Annotated in this window: 17 protein-coding genes; 2 read left to right on the plus strand and 15 right to left on the minus strand. The window is 35.3% G+C overall.

What is annotated here, in order from left to right:
- Window positions 1-152: 152 nt before the first annotated feature.
- From ABE048_RS19280 to ABE048_RS19320, 9 genes are all read right to left on the minus strand, one after another.
- Window positions 153-1817 carry a glycoside hydrolase family 13 protein gene (locus ABE048_RS19280; RefSeq protein WP_430312923.1) on the minus strand — a complete coding sequence of 555 codons (1665 nt, stop codon included), beginning with the start codon at window positions 1815-1817 and terminating at the stop codon, window positions 153-155.
- Window positions 1814-2866, minus strand: coding sequence for a LacI family DNA-binding transcriptional regulator (locus ABE048_RS19285; protein WP_430312924.1), 1053 nt, complete (start codon window positions 2864-2866; stop codon window positions 1814-1816). Before ABE048_RS19285 ends, ABE048_RS19280 begins: the two co-directional genes overlap by 4 nt.
- A gap of 22 nt (window positions 2867-2888) precedes the next feature.
- Window positions 2889-3704: a carbohydrate ABC transporter permease gene (locus ABE048_RS19290; protein WP_430312925.1), complete on the minus strand. Its 816-nt coding sequence runs from the start codon at window positions 3702-3704 to the stop codon at window positions 2889-2891.
- Complete coding sequence (locus ABE048_RS19295; RefSeq protein WP_430312926.1) at window positions 3704-4564, minus strand: carbohydrate ABC transporter permease; 861 nt, start codon at window positions 4562-4564, stop codon at window positions 3704-3706. The genes ABE048_RS19290 and ABE048_RS19295 overlap by 1 nt, the downstream gene beginning before the upstream one ends.
- 399 nt (window positions 4565-4963) lie before the next feature.
- Window positions 4964-6289, minus strand: a complete 1326-nt coding sequence (locus ABE048_RS19300) for an ABC transporter substrate-binding protein (protein WP_430312927.1) — start codon at window positions 6287-6289, stop codon at window positions 4964-4966.
- Between the two features lie 98 nt (window positions 6290-6387).
- A complete protein-coding gene (locus tag ABE048_RS19305) occupies window positions 6388-7479 on the minus strand; it encodes an ABC transporter ATP-binding protein (protein ID WP_430312928.1) in 1092 nt (363 codons plus the stop codon).
- 22 nt (window positions 7480-7501) lie between these two features.
- Window positions 7502-8389 carry an ROK family protein gene (locus ABE048_RS19310; RefSeq protein WP_430312929.1) on the minus strand — a complete coding sequence of 296 codons (888 nt, stop codon included), beginning with the start codon at window positions 8387-8389 and terminating at the stop codon, window positions 7502-7504.
- A gap of 1 nt (window position 8390) precedes the next feature.
- Window positions 8391-10082, minus strand: coding sequence for a glycoside hydrolase family 13 protein (locus ABE048_RS19315; RefSeq protein ID WP_430312930.1), 1692 nt, complete (start codon window positions 10080-10082; stop codon window positions 8391-8393).
- Between the two features lie 389 nt (window positions 10083-10471).
- Window positions 10472-10978: a DUF1648 domain-containing protein gene (locus ABE048_RS19320; protein ID WP_430312931.1), complete on the minus strand. Its 507-nt coding sequence runs from the start codon at window positions 10976-10978 to the stop codon at window positions 10472-10474.
- Window positions 10979-11331: 353 nt separating this feature from the next.
- On the opposite strand from ABE048_RS19320, the gene ABE048_RS19325 reads away from it, so the two are divergent.
- Window positions 11332-12171 (plus strand): aldo/keto reductase, encoded by an 840-nt coding sequence (locus ABE048_RS19325; RefSeq protein ID WP_430312932.1) that lies wholly within the window; start codon window positions 11332-11334, stop codon window positions 12169-12171.
- A 120-nt stretch (window positions 12172-12291) separates the two neighbouring features.
- Here ABE048_RS19325 and ABE048_RS19330 read toward each other — a convergent pair whose 3' ends face one another.
- The 4 genes from ABE048_RS19330 to ABE048_RS19345 form a co-directional block, all read right to left on the minus strand.
- Window positions 12292-12726 (minus strand): GNAT family N-acetyltransferase, encoded by a 435-nt coding sequence (locus ABE048_RS19330; RefSeq protein WP_430312933.1) that lies wholly within the window; start codon window positions 12724-12726, stop codon window positions 12292-12294.
- Window positions 12727-12824: 98 nt separating this feature from the next.
- Entirely contained in the window at window positions 12825-13517 is a 693-nt protein-coding gene (locus tag ABE048_RS19335; RefSeq protein ID WP_430312934.1) for an AIM24 family protein, read from the minus strand.
- Window positions 13518-13605: 88 nt separating this feature from the next.
- Complete coding sequence (locus tag ABE048_RS19340; protein ID WP_430312935.1) at window positions 13606-13770, minus strand: hypothetical protein; 165 nt, start codon at window positions 13768-13770, stop codon at window positions 13606-13608.
- A 167-nt stretch (window positions 13771-13937) separates the two neighbouring features.
- Window positions 13938-14462 (minus strand): GrpB family protein, encoded by a 525-nt coding sequence (locus ABE048_RS19345; protein ID WP_430312955.1) that lies wholly within the window; start codon window positions 14460-14462, stop codon window positions 13938-13940.
- 253 nt (window positions 14463-14715) lie between these two features.
- Between ABE048_RS19345 and ABE048_RS19350 the strand changes: the two genes are divergently transcribed.
- Complete coding sequence (locus ABE048_RS19350; protein WP_430312936.1) at window positions 14716-15426, plus strand: VIT1/CCC1 transporter family protein; 711 nt, start codon at window positions 14716-14718, stop codon at window positions 15424-15426.
- A 159-nt stretch (window positions 15427-15585) separates the two neighbouring features.
- On the opposite strand, the gene ABE048_RS19355 is transcribed toward ABE048_RS19350, so the two are convergent.
- Together ABE048_RS19355 and ABE048_RS19360 are read right to left on the minus strand one after the other, a co-directional pair.
- Window positions 15586-16053, minus strand: a complete 468-nt coding sequence (locus ABE048_RS19355; protein WP_430312937.1) for a DUF3291 domain-containing protein — start codon at window positions 16051-16053, stop codon at window positions 15586-15588.
- Window positions 16054-16505: 452 nt separating this feature from the next.
- Entirely contained in the window at window positions 16506-17531 is a 1026-nt protein-coding gene (locus ABE048_RS19360; protein ID WP_430312938.1) for a hypothetical protein, read from the minus strand.
- Window positions 17532-17832: the final 301 nt, after the last annotated feature.

Below are 17832 nucleotides of genomic sequence, written 5' to 3' on the forward strand. Positions count from 1 at the left end.
CATATTAACTTCAATATTCAGATTTGAACGTTCCGCTACAGACGGCGCTTTCCACGGGCTTGGCTTCAATCTCCTCGTCACTTCGTTCCTGCGGGGCTTTCAGCTCAAGCTTTTCCCGTAGGAGTCGCCGTCTTTCGCTCCACAATGAATTTTTATAACCTATAAATTCTAGATTCATAAGGAGCAAATTCTAATATTGCTTCATTCTTATGTTCTTTGACTGGCATATTTGCTAATAAAAGATAGTCATTACTATAATAAATTCCTTCGATCTTATCTACAATGGTGGAATCTCTTGAAAGATTACATAGTATAATCATTTTTTCATTGTTATATGTCCTAGTATAGGCATAAATAGAAGGATGTTCTTGTAGAACTAAATCATATTGACCATAGATGAAAATTTCATTTGTCTTCCGTAGTTGAATCATTTTTTTATAGAAGTTCAGTACAGAATTGGGGTCATGTTGCTGCTTCTCGACATTAATATCAGTATAGTTAGGATTTATATCAATCCACGGTGTTCCTGATGTAAATCCTGCATTTTCTCTATCTGACCATTGCATCGGTGTACGTGCATTATCACGACTTGTTTTCCAAATACTTTTCATTAGTTCTTCATGTGTTTGTCCTTTGGCAATTCCTTCATTATAAACATTCTTGGTTGCAACATCGTTATAATCATCAATCGATAAGAAATGTACATTCGTCATCCCTAATTCTTGACCTTGATAGATGAATGGTGTGCCCTGCATGAAAAAGTACATGGTTGCCAAGGCAGTTGCACTTTCTCGCCAATACGTTTGATCGTCTCCTAAAGTTGAGACAACTCTCGTATTATCATGATTCTCTATAAATAAGGCATTCCATCCTAAACCTTCAAGAGCCTTCTGCCAGCTCGTTAAGATCTTTTTTAATGCAGGAACATCTAATTTATTTTTTTCGGTGGTATCCCATAGACTTAAATGCTGAAATTGAAATATCATATTAAATACACCATCTTGTTCTCCGACCCACGCATTCACTTCATCAATTCCTACCCCATTTGCTTCTCCGACTGTCATAATATCGTAATTTGCAAATGTTTCTTGTTTGAGTTCTTTTAAAAAAGTTGTAATGCCAGGAACATTCATATATTTTTCCCACGCATGAACATATGGAAGATTTGTTGGGTTTGTCGTGTTTGAAAATGAAGAATCCTTTTTGATATGACTAATCGCATCAACTCGGAAACCATCAATTCCTTTGTCGAGCCACCACTTAACCATTTCGTATAGAACATAACGTAAATCTTTATTTTCCCAGTTTAAATCGGGCTGCTTTTTTGAGAAAAGATGGAGATAGTATTGATTAGTTGCATCATCATACTCCCATGCAGATCCACCAAATATACTGCCCCAATTATTTGGTTCTTCCCCATTCTTTCCATCTCGCCAAATATACCAGTTTCTTTTTTGATTTGACTTAGAAGAACGAGATTCGATAAACCATTGATGTTCATCACTTGTGTGGTTGATCACTAAGTCAATGATTAGTTTCATATCACGATAATGTACCTCTTTAAGTAATTCTTCAAAGTCTTTCATCGTACCGAATTCTTCTAATATGGATTGATAATCGCTAATATCATAGCCATTATCATCATTTGGTGAACGGTACATTGGACTAATCCAAATAACATTAATACCGAGTTCATGAAGGTAATCAAGTCTAGATATTAACCCTCTAATATCCCCAATTCCGTCTCCGTTCGAATCCTGGAAACTTCTCGTATACACTTGATAAGCAACTGCTTCTTTCCACCATGCTTTTTTCATATTTCACCTCTTAAACTTAAAACATCATTATTTATCGCTTTTGTAGATTGCCGTTCAATTAAAGTAGTAGGTACGAAACGATTTTTGATAGGAGCTTGTGTACTACTCATTTTTTCGAATAAATAATTAGCTGCTTCTAAACCCAATTGAAAAATCGAAATATCTACTGTCGTTAATGGTGGTTTCACAAATTCAGATAAAGCGTGGTTATTAAAACTAACAATTGAAATATCATTAGGTACTCGAATAGAAAGTTCTTCTAAATGGCGAATGATTTCATAAGCAACCAAATCATCGTGTGCAATAAGGGCTGTAGGCGGAACATCTAAATGCATGAGCGTATTAATACTTTGAATATCATTTGTTAACTTATTTTGATCATGGATGATATATTTTTCTTTATACTGAAGATCTAAATCTTTTAAAGCAGATTTGAAACCCTCTAATCGATCCAGTGATACTACATAATCTAGATTTCCACCTATAAACGCAATATGTTCGTGTCCTAAATGAACAAGATAATTGACTAATTCATAAGCAATTTTCCGATTATCGTTATCAATATATGTAATCTCTTCTTCATATTGATATGGACGACCTACCATAGTAAAGGGAAAATCTGCTTCTTTTAAAAAGGCTAAAGTAGGATCATTCACTTTTGAGTAGAGTAAAATAATTCCGTCCACCTTTTTACTTTGTACCATCGACTCAACTTCTTGGTAGATTTCTTCCTCGTTTCCTCCTGTTGAGAGATACATTCCATATTGGTTAGAATGCGCACTTGTACATATACCACGAATGACTTCTGGGAAAAAAGGATTTTGAAAAGCTAGAGAAGTGGAATGAGACATGATTACTCCAATCGTTTTTGTACTCTTAGCTGCTAAATTTCTTGCTTGGAAGTTGGGATGATAATTTAATCTATCCATCACTTGTCTTACTTTTCGCTTTGTTCTTTCACTAATTCTCGGACTATCTGAGATTACCCGAGATACGGTCGATGGCGACACATTTGCTTCTCGTGCAACATCTATGATTGTAACTGCCAATGGGCACCCATCCTTCCATTATTTATTTAATGGCACCTTCAGATACTCCTTTAATAATGGATTTCTGTGCAAAGAAATAGGCAATGATGACTGGAATAATAGCTAAAGTTAAACCCGCTAATGCAAGATGCCACTGTTTTGTATACTCTCCGAAGAAAAAGAACATTTTTAAGGGAATTGTCTCCATCCCTTTTTGGTTAATCACTAATGAAGGTAATAAATAATCATTCCAAATCCAGATTGTATTGAGTATCCCTACCGTTACAGTTATAGGTTTTAGCATTGGGAAGATGATGTGCCAAAAAATTTGAAATTTGTTTGCTCCATCAATTGTTGCAGCTTCATCCAAGGATTTCGGAATCGAATTCAATGCACCATGGTATAAGAAAATAGATAAGCTTGCCCCAAATCCTACATACATAAAAATGAGTCCCAATCGATTTAACATTTCAACTTTCCCGAAAATTGTGATTAAAGGAATCATGACAGACTGAAAAGGAATCAACATCGCTGCTATAAATATAAATAAGATAACTGTACTAATACGACTCTTTACTCTTGATAATGCATATGCTGCCATCGCAGAGAAAATAATGATTAATGCAACACTGACTACCAGAATAAGTAGTGAATTAGCAAAAGTCCTTATGAAATCTAGTTCTTTAAAAGCCTGCACATAGTTATCAAATGTTACTTCACTCGGTGGCTTTAATGTGTCTTCGAAAATTTGTCGCTTTGTTTTTAAAGAATTGATAATCATTAAATAGAATGGAAGTAACCAAATAACTCCTAATGCAACACCAATTATTTCAAGGGGAATTAAATACGTTTTCCGCATTACATCTCCACCTCACGCTTCTTATTGATATAAACTTGGACTAAAGCGATAACTGCTACGATAATAAAGAAAATGACTGCTTTTGCTTGAGCATAGCCCATGTCATATTTCGTAAATGCTGTATTAAAGATCTCCATTGCGACCATTTGCGTTGAGTTAAAAGGACCGCCAGCTGTTAAAGATAAGTTTTGGTCGTATAGCTTAAATGAATTTGAGAGTGTTAAAAACATACTGACAGTAAAAGCAGGTGCAACAAGTGGAAATAGCACGTAACGGATCTTTTGAAATGCATTGGCCCCATCTATTTCAGCAGCCTCTAGTAATTCTTTTGAAACACCTTCTATATAAGCTATATAAATGACCATAATATAGCCTGCCAATTGCCAACTCATTAAAATAGCTAGTCCCCAAAAGCCTGTACCTGGGGTTGATAACCAACCTTGTAAACTTTCCATTCCGACCAGTTCTCCAAAACTTGCAAATACCTTTGTAAAAACAAACTGCCAAATGAACCCGAGTATTAAACCACCGATTAGGTTTGGCATAAAGAAGATCGTACGTAATAAATGATTCGTTTTTAATTTTGCCGTTACAAGTAGAGCAAGTCCAAGGCCAATCACATTGATTAAAATTACTGAAACAATAGAGAATTTTGTCGTGAACCATAGTGAATCTAGAAATTTTTCATCTTGAAATAATGCTTTGTAGTTATCAAAGCCAATGAATTTATTTGTTTGAATACCATTCCAGTCTGTGAAAGAATAATAGACACCAACCAATAAAGGTACAATAACCACTAACGTTAAGGCTAATAAAACCGGTGCTAGAAAGAGCCAATAGGATACATTTTTTGTTCGCATTTACTCACCTCCGATATCCCAACACAATAATATAGTTTGAAGTATTTTCGTTTAAAATAAATGCTGTCCAAAAAGTGATTGAATTGTTCAGCTTTGAGGACAGCATTTGAAGTTTTGCTATATAGAAAACATTAGTTCGTCCATGTTGTGAAATGCTACTCTTAGTTTGATGTTAATGAAAAGGTAAATCAGATTAAATTTTTAACAATAATCTAGTACTTCTAACCTTGTTGAAGTGGAATCAGCGAAGACTCCTGAGGGAAAGCAAGCTAGACGAGACCCCGCAGTGTAGCGAGGAGGCTCGTAAGTTCGCCCGCGGAAAGCGAAGCTGATTCCACTTTATGCAAAATCTGATATTTACTCTAATAAACTAGGTTTTAGATATCCTCACTAAGAGCATCATTTTTGTCGATCCTTTTCCCATGCTTTTTTCGTTGCATCGACAACTTCATCCCATGATGCTTTTTTGCTTAAATATTTTTGGATTTGGACACCTAACTCATCCTGACCCCAACCTGTTGGGTATCCCATGAATGTCCAACCGATTGTTTTTCCTTCGCTTGCATATTCATAAACAGCTTTTGAAAGCGGATCTGAGATTTTAGATGAATCATAGCCATTGTAAGCAGGGATAAATTTGAAATCATTTAATACCGTTTCTTTACCTTCTTCAGAAGTGTACAGCCAATCTAAAAATTTCTTGGATTCAGCAATCACTTTTTCATCCGCCTTACTGTTTACGCCCCAATACATTGGAATACCTACAGGAACGCTATCACCTTTATAGCCTTCAACAGGAATTGGCAGTAATCCAATACCATTGTTCGCAAAGTCTTCATCAATACCAGCAATTGAACCATATACCCAGTTACCTTGTTGAATAATCGCTACTTTTTGAAGAGAGAATAATTCTTCAACTTGTTTTGAGTAGTCTAAACTCACTGTTGGTTGTACAGAGTATTGATTTTGTAAATCTAACACTTTCTTAAATCCATCTTTATATTTGAAGTCTACCTTTTTTGCATTAAATGCTGTTAATACATTGTTATCAAACTCTGGAGCTAAAAATGCATTTGATAAATGTAATCCAGTTACCCAAGTTTCTTTACCAGGTAAAGCAAAAACAGCTTTAAGACCTAATTCCTTTTTCTTGCTATCCAATTCTTTTACAGCTTTTTCTAGAGAAGCGAAATCTGTAATGGATGCTGGATCAATACCCGCCTTTTCAAAAACCTTTTTATTATAGATTAAGCCATAGCCTTCTTGGTTGTATGGAAGTCCTAATACTTTACCGTCTACTGAAACACCATCAAGTGTGCCTTTTAAAGCAGCTTTTGCTGAAGCAGTATCAGATAAGTCAGCAAGTTTATCGTTCCAGTCGGCTACATCCTGGGGTCCACCGATATTATAAATAGCTGGTTCATTTCCAGATGAGAATTTCGAACGAAGTGCTGCACCATAATCTTCACCGCCACCAACTGTTGTGATATTGATTTTGACATTTTTATTTTCTTCTTCATATTTCTTCGCAACTGCTTCAAATTGGTCTTTGAATTCTACTTTAAATTGAAAAATATCTAACGTTACGGGTTCCACTTGTTCTTCTTTCGGTTTGTCTGCTGCTTTATTCTCTGTTTTCTCTTTATCAGAAGCACCACAACCTGTTAATATTGCCGCTACACCTAAGGAAACAGCAAGTATGCCTGCACGCCACATTTTTTTCATCTTTTCCCCTCCGAATTTTGAAATATCGAGCTTGTGAAAACGTTTGCACAAAACTGAGTAAAGCGTAGTCTAAAATATGGTCTATGTTATGAATTTATTCATTGGATTTTTATTTCAGAATTTTTATCGAAAAAATGAGCAAAATCTATTTTCATAGCGAAGTTTAATTGTTCTCCAGAATGAATTGTTTCTTTAGAATCCATTTTCCCAATAAAAGGTTGACCATCAATTGAAGAGAATACCATCTGTTCTGCACCAGTTAGTTCTGTCATGTCTACTGATGACGAAAACTTAAACAATGAATCATTTAGTGATTCTGAATTTGCTTTCCCTATATATTCTGAACGAATACCCATGACAATTTCTTTGCCATTGTATTCAGCAAGCAGCACCTGTTGTTCCTCTGATAATGGAATATTGATATCTCCAATAATAAATTCACCTGTTTCATATGTTCCGTTAATGAAATTCATAGCTGGTGAACCAATAAAACCAGCAACAAACATATTTGCTGGATGATCATATACCTCTCTAGGATTTCCAATTTGTTGAATGACGCCATCTTTCATAATGACAATACGAGTAGCCATAGTCATTGCTTCTGTTTGATCATGCGTAACATAAATAGTTGTTGTTTTTAATTCACGATGAAGTTTAATAATTTCCGATCTCATTTGTACTCGTAATTTAGAATCTAGATTTGATAAAGGTTCATCCATTAAAAAGATTTTGGCATCACGAACAATCGCTCTTCCCAAAGCAACTCTTTGACGCTGACCGCCAGATAGAGCTTTCGGCTTACGCTTCAAATATGGAACTAAATCTAAAATTTCTGCCGTTTTTTCAACTCTTTCATGTATCTCCTTTTTAGGAACTTTTCTCATTTTGAGACCAAATGCCATATTGTCAAATACACTTAAGTGAGGATACAAAGCATAGTTTTGAAATACCATAGCTATATTACGATCTTTTGGTTGAACATCATTCATGCGTACGCCATCAATGATTAATTCTCCTTCTGAAATAACCTCAAGGCCAGCAATCATACGTAGTGTTGTACTTTTCCCGCATCCTGAAGGACCTACAAAAACGATAAACTCTTGATCTTCTATTTCTAAATTAAAATCAGAGACTGCTTTAACTTTTGTGTCATAAGTCTTGGAAACTCCTTTTAAGGTTAATGTCGACAATCTTTATCACATCCTTTTTCTATTAATCTTGTACAAGTAAAGCTGCACCTAGCATTCCAGATTCGTTACCGAAGATAGCTCTTCTAACTTCAAGTGGTTGCAATTTGATAGGATTGATTTTTTCTAATAATTGAGTCCACCAATCATTAGCAGATTCCGAAACGCCTCCTCCTACGACAACACAATCAATATCTAAGACAGCTTGTAAATTAGAAATAACGAGTGACAAATCTGTTAGGAATCTCTCTCTTATTTCTATTGCGTTTTGTTGGCCGTTCGATGCCAATCGAAATAATTGTGGTGGAGTGACATAAGCATTTGTACTAGGATCAATCACACGTTTTTCTACAATCATTCTTCTAAGTGCTGTACCAGATACATATTGTTCGCTGCATCCTCTTCTACCACAACCGCACAGCAAACCTTTTGGATATAAAATTAAATGGCCTACTTCACCTGCCCCTCCATGTGCACCATTCATCACTTTGCCATCAAATACAAATCCACCACCTAAACAAGTGCCAATAGTCAAACAAATAACTCTTTCATAACCTTTTCCTGCTCCTAATTCAGCTTCTGCAAGTGCAGCACAATTTGCATCATTATTCACTTCTACACGAATATTCGTAGTAGCTTCTAGTAATGACTTTACTTCAGTTCCTTCCCAACCCTCTAACTCTTTTTCATAGAGGATCTTTCCTCTTTCATGATCCACCATTCCCCTTGTACCAATTCCGATTCCACTTACATCTGGAAATTCTATTAGTAACTTTTGAATTTCATTTTCTAAATATGGATATACTGGTATTTTTGTTGGAATGATGATATCTTTTAAAACTTTATTTGTTTCTGAGATGACGCCTAAACGAATTTTTGTACCACCAATGTCTACTCCTATTTTTGAACCCATATTATTCACCCCCAACTTCAATGACGAATGCTTCATAAGGTCGAACATTGATCATCCCATAGGCTATTAATGGACTTTCATAATTTGTGATGATGGTATTTCCTTTTTTCGCAGTCACATCAAAGTTCTCCCACGCTATTTGTTCCGTCTTAGCAGCGAAATTTGCTACGACAATCCATTCCTGTTGTTCAAACTTTCGTTTATATACAAAAAGGTTTGGATTTTCACGTAATAATAATTCGAAAGTTCCATAAGTCAAAATGTCATTTTCTTTTCTCAATTGAATCAATTTTTGATAAGTGTAAAAAATGGATGAAGGATTTTTTAATGTATCTTCAACATTAATAATTGAAGTATTGTCGTTCATAGCAATCCAAGAGTTACCTGTTGTGAATCCGCCAGTTTTAGTCCATTGCATTGGCGTCCTAGCATTGTCACGGCCTTTTGCATAAATACTTTCCATGATTTCCTTATGTGCCATTCCTTGTTGACGTTTCGTTTTGTACATATTGAATGTCTCTATATCACGAAATTCTTCTAACTCTTTAAATCTCACATTTGTCATAGCGATTTCTTCACCTTGATAGATAAAGGGTGTTCCTTGCATCATATGAAGGCATATGGCTAACATTTTCCCTGATAACTCACGATACACCTCACTATCGTTACCAAATCTTGATACAATTCGTGGTTGATCGTGATTATTCCAATACAAGCTGTTCCAACCTACTTCATGAAGAACTTGCTGCCATTTATCAAACGTATTTTTTAGATCAATTAAATCTAAAGGCTTGAGATCCCATTTTTCATGAGGGCCACTATCTAAATTCATATGTTCAAAAGTGAAGATCATCTGCAGTTCTTTATTTTCTGGTTTTGTATAAACTTTGGCATCTTCAGGTGTTGTGCCTGGCATTTCTCCAATAGTTAAAACATCATTATGTTGAAATACTTTTTCATGCATCTCTTGTAAATGCGTATGAATATTAGGCCCGTTAATAAAATAAGGGCTCCCATCACCGTATTGATCATTTACCCTCATTTTTCCATCTAGTAATCTACTATCCTTTGATATAAAGTTTATGACATCCATTCGGAAGCCACTTATACCCTTATTAAGCCAAAAATCCATCATTTCAAAGACTTCATTTCGAACTTGAGGGTTATCCCAATTAAGATCAGGTTGTTTTTTCGAAAATAAGTGTAAATAGTAATCCCCTGTTTGCTCCTCCTTTTCCCAAGCACTACCTGAGAACATAGATCCCCAATTGTTAGGAGGTAGTTCTTTTTGTCCTTCTCTCCAAATATAATAATCTCGATAGTTAGAATCTCGTGAGGTACGGGACTCTACAAACCAAGCATGTTCATCTGAAGTATGATTGACAACAAGATCCAGGATAATTCGGATTCCATATTTTCTAGCTTCAAAAATTAGTTCATCAAAATCTTCCATCGTTCCGAATTCTTCCATTATCTTAAAATAGTCTCTAATATCATATCCGTTATCAGCATTTGGAGAATCATAGATGGGACTAAGCCAAATAATATCTACACCTAAATGCAGCAAATATTCTAGTTTTGAAATGATTCCACGAATATCCCCAATACCATCGCCATTTGAATCCATAAAACTTCGTGGATATATTTGATAGACTACACTTCGCTTCCACCAAGGTTCATGTAACTTATCCATCCCAACACTCCAATCTCAAGCGTGAAGAACCATCACCAATTGTAATTACCTATTCTTATGCAAACGGTTGCACATACATGCAAAATGAAAGATAAATATTTTATGGTTAATGTCCATTTCATAAATCAGTTTCCGGTTAAAAATAGACTAATAATTTAAAGTTGATTATTTAAACCAATTCCCCAAATATCCTTTAGAAGCAGGACTTGAATTGCTATATTCGCGGATACAATTTGGAAAATCGCGGAAGTATGCACTAGAATCGCGTAATTTTAGTCAGAAATCGTGGATGTTTACTCTTGGACATAAGATTATGGTTCGTATCATAAAAAAAGTAGCAATCATTAAGCCTTTTATATGTAAAAAAAGACTGATTCGATTTCTCGAAATCAATCTTTCTCAACTTCTTTTATTGATGAGATTACGGTCATAATCGTAGGTAAGATTATGATAAAGGCAAGTACAATCCATATAATCCCTTCTAATTTCGCACCGTTTCCTTGTGCAATATGAATCGTTTCCCAAAGGATTAATGCGAATAAAAGAAAACTCATGTTTCTTATAAATGACAGCATCAAAATACTCTGTTGAATAATCCTTTCTAAATTTAAATCCACCGTTCCGATTGGAGAGTTATGCCACTCTGGATGAGTTTCAAGAAATTGAAGTACAGCCCCTATACTAAGAGTTATTAAAGGCAACAAAAACAGTTCCCATTTTGGTCCAAAACGATTCTCATCACCTAGAAATCCAAAATATGTTGGTACTTTTGCGGGAATACTAGACCAATTAAGTATAAGATAGGCTAAAGAAGCAACGAATAGCCCAATCCCTGCAGTATCCATTAAATGCATTAGCAGTGTCTTCTTTATAGTGAAGGTTGTGCCTTGCTCCATTTTTAATCCCACCTTTTAATTTATACGGAAGCAACACTATGGAAAGATGTGTATGTTATCCAAGAACAATATTTTTTCATTTTTTATGTACTTATTAATATGTGTCATTTTCTGTTTTTTTATGTATTGAGTTATAAATATTTTTATACTGCCTAACGAACTAACGTTTAAATCTGATTCAAACAGTGTTTCACTCCAAACTGGTTATGTGTCATATATAACAAATTTTCCTATAATCAGAAAACACCTCGAATAGTGTCACTATAATTTGCAACTACTTTTCGAGGTGTTTTTGGTGTTCTTTCTATCATTAAGTGGTAAAATATGTATTCAGAAAAGGAGAAGTGATAGATATGACAATTCAAACAGTTACATTAAATAATGGATTACATATGCCTGCAGTTGGTTATGGTACTTTTCGTGTGAAAGATAGTGCTGAACTTACTGAGATGGTTACATTAGCAATTAAAGAAGGCTATCGACATATTGATACTGCCCATATCTATGGAAACGAAGAAAGTGTTGGTCGTGGGATTAAAATAGCTATTGATGAAGGTATTGTGACTCGTGAAGATTTATTTGTGACTTCTAAAGTTTGGAATAACGGACTTACTTATGATGAGACAATATCAGCTTATGAAGAGAGTATTCGTAAACTAGGTCTTGATTACTTAGATTTATATATTATTCACTGGCCAGGTCTAGATGATAATTATATCGAGGTATATAAAGCGCTTGAAGAACTTTACAACAATAAGAGAGTTAAAACTATTGGCGTAAGTAATTTCCATGTACATCATCTTGAAAAACTGCTTGCAAGTACAACAGTTGTACCTGCAGTTAATCAAATCGAATTTCAACCACGCCTTACACAAATCGAAGTTCGAGAATACTGTAAAAAACACGGCATTCAAGTGGAAGCGTGGTCTCCACTTATGAATGGTGAAATATTAAATGATCCAACTCTTGTTGAAATCGCTGAAAAGTATAACAAATCTACAGCACAAGTTGTCCTAAATTGGGATCTACAAAATGATGTCATTACGATTCCAAAATCAATGACTCCATCTCGTATTCGTGAAAACCTAGACATTTTTGACTTTACGCTTACAGATGAGGAAATTGAAAAAATTTCTTCATTAAATGAAGACTTCCATTACGGTCCAAATCCTGAAGTATTTAATTTTAAATAATAAAACTGCAAGCATAAACATTTTGTTTGTGCTTGCAGTTTTTATAATATAACTACTAATTTCAGTTACTTATGATATATTTCATCGTTCTACTAGTAAGTATAATTATTCTAAATTTGATTAATATTTTAGTCTGTAAACAATTTCCCCTTCTATCACTCGACCATCTGCTTCAAAGCCCAATTTTTCATACAAATGCTTTGCCACATCGTTTTCCGGTTCAAAGCTTAGATAAATTACTTGATGCTTTTTATCTTTTTTAATAAGATCAATAAGTTTTTCCATTGCAGCTTTCCCATAGCCTTTTGACTGAAATTTAGCATCTATCATTAACCGATAAATCCAATATTCATTATCATCTATATCTATACAATACATCGTAAATCCCACTAAAATGTCATCGTGATATATAGCTAAACAAATACATTCTGGATATGCCTTGGCCTGTGCAATAGAAAATAGATTAGTCGCTACAAAAGTGTTTTGTTCTTCTGACACACTTAACTTTATAACATCAAAAAAGTTCTTTCTGTCTATCTCCCTAAATGTGATCATAATTTCTCCCTTCATAACTAATTATTTATTAATATCAGTTACTTTTGAGGCTGATTGTTCACCAAAACTAAAGCATTTCCATGTAATTTAATAAGCCATTAACTCTGTGCCTGCATATAAACTTCTTCATACGGCTGAACAATGACAAATCCGTCTCCTTCAAACCTCATTTGAATCGATTCTCCACTGCCTCTTCCAATGAAGGTTTTTAGTGAAATATCCGTTTGAAATTCAGGTTGAAGGTTTCCTGACCATGCTACAGTTGCATTTGGATCAGTTATTACCGGTTTTCCTGGGGTTACTCGTAATGTAAGTGGTTCATGATGTGCTGTGATGGCAATCATACCCGTTCCTTCGCACCGAACATTAAACAATCCACCTGCCATCATACCTGCTACCTTTTTCATAAGCTTAATATTGTGTTTAATCGATGGTTCGAATGCAAGTACGTCATTTCCATTTACATAAACCGCTTCGTTTTGTAAATATAATATAATGATTTTTTTCCCATTGTCAGCAAGATATAATTTTCCTTGCCCATTTGCTTTCATGAGGGCAGCGCCTTCACCAGTCAGAGCCTTTTTGAACATAGCACCAATTCCATGCTCTAAAACACCCTCTCGCTCAAACTTAATACTTCCATTGTAAGCAACCATTGAACCAGCCTTGGCCCAAACGAGTCCATCAAGATTCACCTCCAGCAAACGAGGTGTCTCTAATTCAAAAAAGCCTTCTCCTTTATCCACTTGTTCTGTATTTTTAATAAATTCAGCAATCGAGTATTTATTCATGCCATACATCCTTTCTTTTTTTTTACATATACGTAAAAGTGTGCTATCTGGTTTCAAATAAAGTAGCTTTTACTTGAATAAAAAATATCTATTTCTTATTTCCGTCTAAATCTTTCATTTGTTTTTTTATTTCTTTAAGTTCGGACCGTAAAGCTTTAACTTGTTTTGAAGAGTCAATACCAAATCGGACTGCATATGTAATAATAAGAAAGAGTGCTATTAAACCAACAAAGCCATAAAAAAATATTTCCATTACCTTGTCACTCCTAATAATTGTTTACTTTTGCTTAAATTCCTCTACCTCTTGTATTTTATTATTTCTCATTCAACTCAACTTCACGTTATATAATAAGTTCAATAAAAAGAGCATTAATTCTCTTTAATTAACGCCCATGTTACTTGATTAGATGTTCTTTTCTTTTAATGAGCATTTTTTGCCCTTTTAACTAATTCATTAACAAATTCTTGTTTTTCAGCTTGATACTTATAATGATTTTCAGGATACTGCACCGCTAATTCCAATTTAAATTCCCCATACCTTTTAGCATCTTCTGGGTGTTTCATTAAATAGTCTTTAAAATTCAAATGTGTTTTTATATTTTGATTACCTACTTGAAAGATATGTACATGGTGAGTCCTATTTTCATTCCCCTTAGGAAAGTACCTTCTTCCTGGAATTCCGTTCTCTCCTTTAGGTTTATACCCATATTTACCTAATTCTTCATTGTAAAAATCAATTTTTTTAATATCTTTAACAACAATTAAAATATCGATTATTGGTTTTGCATAACCTATTGCTTGTACAGACGTACTCCCAATGTGAAATATATCAACTAATTCCTCGTTTAAAATTTCTTTTAGTAATTTCTCTTCTTGTCTATATAATTTTTCCCACTCTTCAGTCCAAGGAAGTATTATGGTTTTTCTAATAAAAAGGTCCCCCAGGCGTTAAATTTTAATAATTCTTTATTGATAAAACCTAATTAACTAAATTATAAGAGGAAAATGTTGGATAAGAAAGGACAAATATTATTAATTTTCTTTTATCGTATGAAATAACAAAAATAATTAAATATTATTAATAAACATATAACACGGTGCCCTTAAATTTGAACACTGTGTTCTTTTTGTGGAACAAAAAGGATTTTCATTATCGCCTATAACGCTGAGGTAGTTTAAATAATTAAGGGGGATTTTAATGTCAGAGCCTGATATGAATAAACCAACACATGATGAACAACATTTTATGGCATCCGATCTAATTCGTGATATTGTAATTGGTATGTCTGATGGTTTGACGGTTCCGTTTGCACTAGCTGCCGGATTATCGGGCAGTATTTCAAATGCAAGTTTAGTTGTGGTAGCAGGTGTAGCAGAAATTGCTGCGGGGTCAATTGCAATGGGACTTGGTGGTTACCTGGCTGCACGTACGGATGAGGAGCATTATGCATCCGAACTAGATCGGGAAAGAAGAGAGATTGTGGAATTGCCTGAACGTGAACGAGAAGAAGTAGCTGACATATTACGTGAATGGAATCTACCTGAATCTGCAATCAATGAGGCAGTTGCTGCAATGACTAAAGATCCTGAAAAATGGGCAGATTTCATGATGAAATACGAACTTGGGCTTGAAAAACCTGAACCAAAGCGTGCGTTAACGAGCTCCGCTACAATTGGTGGATCCTATATTTTGGGTGGTCTCATTCCTCTGTTCCCTTATATGGTCATCCCAAATGCTAACTCAGCCCTTTTTATTTCCGTAATTATGACACTCATCGCCTTGTTTATTTTCGGATTTGTAAAAGGCACTTTTACAGGATCTAAGCCATTTAAGAGTGCTATCCAAACGACACTGGTTGGCGGCTTAGCTGCAGGTATAGCCTTTTTAATTGCGAGATTAATCTCTTAACTTTTTCCAAAAGTAAAACGATACTTGAATCTAGGCACGTACGGCATAATGTCTTACGTGCCTTTTTCTCTTACAAGATGAGAGGTTCATAATAAAAGACATAACAAGTGAATGATCTATTCAAGGGATTCTTCGATATAATTTAGTAGAGTCCCAATGTTACTTAATCAAGCATTTCTCCCCATTATCATCAAACGCGTGCTTAAAATCAAACGCATAAGGAGTGGGTCCGTGCTGAATATAATAGTTGTATCTCTTGAAAGCCTCCTCCCATGATACATCCTTCATCTTCTCTGTCCACCAGACTACATATGATAAATGTTTCTCTTGATAAGGCTCCATCCATTTGCTCCTATCTCGCAACGCTTGCCTATGCTGACCTGAATAGGTAAAGCGATGTAAGGATTGAAGACTTTTCCATACCGTTAGTGTAAGAATCGGGAAACCATCACCCTTTTTGGCTTCTTCAGGAAAAGGGACACCATCAGGTGAAAACACCTCAATAAGTTGACCAGATTTAGCTGCCTGACGAATTACTTCGTCTCCCACTTCAAAAAAATCACGAGAGGCAGGGTGATCATAGGGTTGATTTAACCTACCAACAGTATAGATTGATACAAATGCCATAAGCAGTCCTCCTATAATTTAAGTATTCTGATCGTTCAAGTTCGATAAAAAGAAGGGTTAATCCTTCTAATCTTTAGAACATTTTCCCTTTTTAAAGCTATAAGTATCACATTCACAATAAAATATATTTTGAGCATTATTTGCTTGTTCTAAATGCGCTCACGAATGGACTGCATATGACCAAAAAGAATAATTTACTATATAGAGTTTATTTATCTTCAAACAATTTATAAGAAAGGTGTTCTTTTTGGATTGTTTCGAATAACTGCTTTTTTGATCTATCTTTTGAACACTTTACAAGATAAAGGCTCGGTTCCTATAAAACAGGAACCGAGCCCTTATCTTGTCATTCCCAATATCAGTGCCAACGATATTTCTGGTTGACCTTTTTATAAAGAGTCTTATTATACTATCTAGTTGTCACTCATTTTGGCGAAAGTGCATACGGACACTTATGAACTCTCGTTTGATGATTCGCACGTATTATCATAACGTTCGTGCTGGTAAACCAGTGTCGCAGGGTTCGTATTGCCAAAAGTCAGATACCATGGCTCTCCTAACGGTCCTCCTCCTAAAGAAGGTGGTACGAACACATCAAATGTTATCTTATGATGATGGACGTTGTATCGCCGCACCGAACCTGAGTCAGGACCGTCACCTTGAATAGGAACAAATAGTTTTCCATCGGGACCGAACAGGAGTGCCTGTGCAAAAGCGCGTGGCTGTCCAACAACATCGAGATCAATCTTATTGAGAAACTTACCCGTTTTACCATCAAAAATCAAAATTTTGTCCGTGTCTTTAACATCTTTTCTGAAACTGGTGATATAGAGATTGCCGTCTGGACCAAAAACTAAACCTTCTGGACGGTTGAGGTCATTGACAGCATTACTTTCAATGAAAACTCCAAGAAACTTCCCGGTTCTTGGGTTAAAGCGCAACACCGATCCTCCTACCGGGTCAGGAAGATTCCGTACGGAAACATACAGGGAGCCATCGGGACCAATAACCAAAGCACGTGGATGGAACTGTCCGCTGAAACCGGAGTGGTTGAGGTTTCCTAGAAACACCCCTGTGTTGCCATTATACATCCGAACTTCTCCGGGCACTTCTACGTCATTCGCGAAGTCACCCATGTCTGCCACAAATAGGATATTTTGTTTTGACAAAACAATTCCACGCGGTGCTAAAGGTGCTCCTGGTTCATTAGAGTGTACAAGCTCTCTTAGAAACGCACCAGTTTGACTATTGTAATTCAACACGGTACCCTTATTCTGGGTCATGTCTGGAATTTGGTTGGAGACAAGAAGATTGCCTTTATGGTCAAAGATAAGTCCTCTGGGACCAAACAAACCGTTACTTCCTGATGCAACAAAACTACCAAGGAACCTACCCGTTGCTGCATCGAAAGTCTTTACAGTGTTGTCGGAAGCGTCACCAATGTAGAGAAAGTCATTTCGTTTTATCGGTTTATGCATAAAAACCTCCCTATTTAACATTTATTAAAGTAAAAAACTATCTTTCACTTTAATATAATTTATTCACAAGGGAGATTTATTTATAGACGACCATACTGAAAAAATAAACAATTTACTAAAATTAAGTGAAATGAATGTATCAAATTTTAACTACGGGGATGATGATCTCAGAGGTATAATCATTATTACGTTCTTATGACCTCTCTACACGTCCCACTGCGAGCTGTCTCCAAATAACAGTTCCAATTAAAAAAAGAAGATATATGCTCATAAATTGAACAAAATATCAACTTACTATAAT

The sequence above is a fragment of the Rummeliibacillus pycnus genome (assembly GCF_050459865.1).
Taxonomy (GTDB): domain Bacteria; phylum Bacillota; class Bacilli; order Bacillales_A; family Planococcaceae; genus Rummeliibacillus; species Rummeliibacillus pycnus_B.

Bases quoted from the DNA above. Each gene is read 5' to 3' on its own strand.
- ABE048_RS19335 (WP_430312934.1), bottom strand. From the start codon at position 13,517: ATGAATAAATACTCGATTGCTGAATTTATTAAAAATACAGAACAAGTG.
- ABE048_RS19350 (WP_430312936.1), top strand. From the start codon at position 14,716: ATGTCAGAGCCTGATATGAATAAACCAACACATGATGAACAACATTTT.
- ABE048_RS19325 (WP_430312932.1), top strand. From the start codon at position 11,332: ATGACAATTCAAACAGTTACATTAAATAATGGATTACATATGCCTGCA.
- ABE048_RS19330 (WP_430312933.1), bottom strand. From the start codon at position 12,726: ATGATCACATTTAGGGAGATAGACAGAAAGAACTTTTTTGATGTTATA.
- ABE048_RS19315 (WP_430312930.1), bottom strand. From the start codon at position 10,082: ATGGATAAGTTACATGAACCTTGGTGGAAGCGAAGTGTAGTCTATCAA.
- ABE048_RS19290 (WP_430312925.1), bottom strand. From the start codon at position 3,704: ATGCGGAAAACGTATTTAATTCCCCTTGAAATAATTGGTGTTGCATTA.
- ABE048_RS19280 (WP_430312923.1), bottom strand. From the start codon at position 1,817: ATGAAAAAAGCATGGTGGAAAGAAGCAGTTGCTTATCAAGTGTATACG.
- ABE048_RS19340 (WP_430312935.1), bottom strand. From the start codon at position 13,770: ATGGAAATATTTTTTTATGGCTTTGTTGGTTTAATAGCACTCTTTCTT.
- ABE048_RS19320 (WP_430312931.1), bottom strand. From the start codon at position 10,978: ATGGAGCAAGGCACAACCTTCACTATAAAGAAGACACTGCTAATGCAT.
- ABE048_RS19300 (WP_430312927.1), bottom strand. From the start codon at position 6,289: ATGAAAAAAATGTGGCGTGCAGGCATACTTGCTGTTTCCTTAGGTGTA.
- ABE048_RS19355 (WP_430312937.1), bottom strand. From the start codon at position 16,053: ATGGCATTTGTATCAATCTATACTGTTGGTAGGTTAAATCAACCCTAT.
- ABE048_RS19295 (WP_430312926.1), bottom strand. From the start codon at position 4,564: ATGCGAACAAAAAATGTATCCTATTGGCTCTTTCTAGCACCGGTTTTA.
- ABE048_RS19360 (WP_430312938.1), bottom strand. From the start codon at position 17,531: ATGCATAAACCGATAAAACGAAATGACTTTCTCTACATTGGTGACGCT.
- ABE048_RS19310 (WP_430312929.1), bottom strand. From the start codon at position 8,389: ATGGGTTCAAAAATAGGAGTAGACATTGGTGGTACAAAAATTCGTTTA.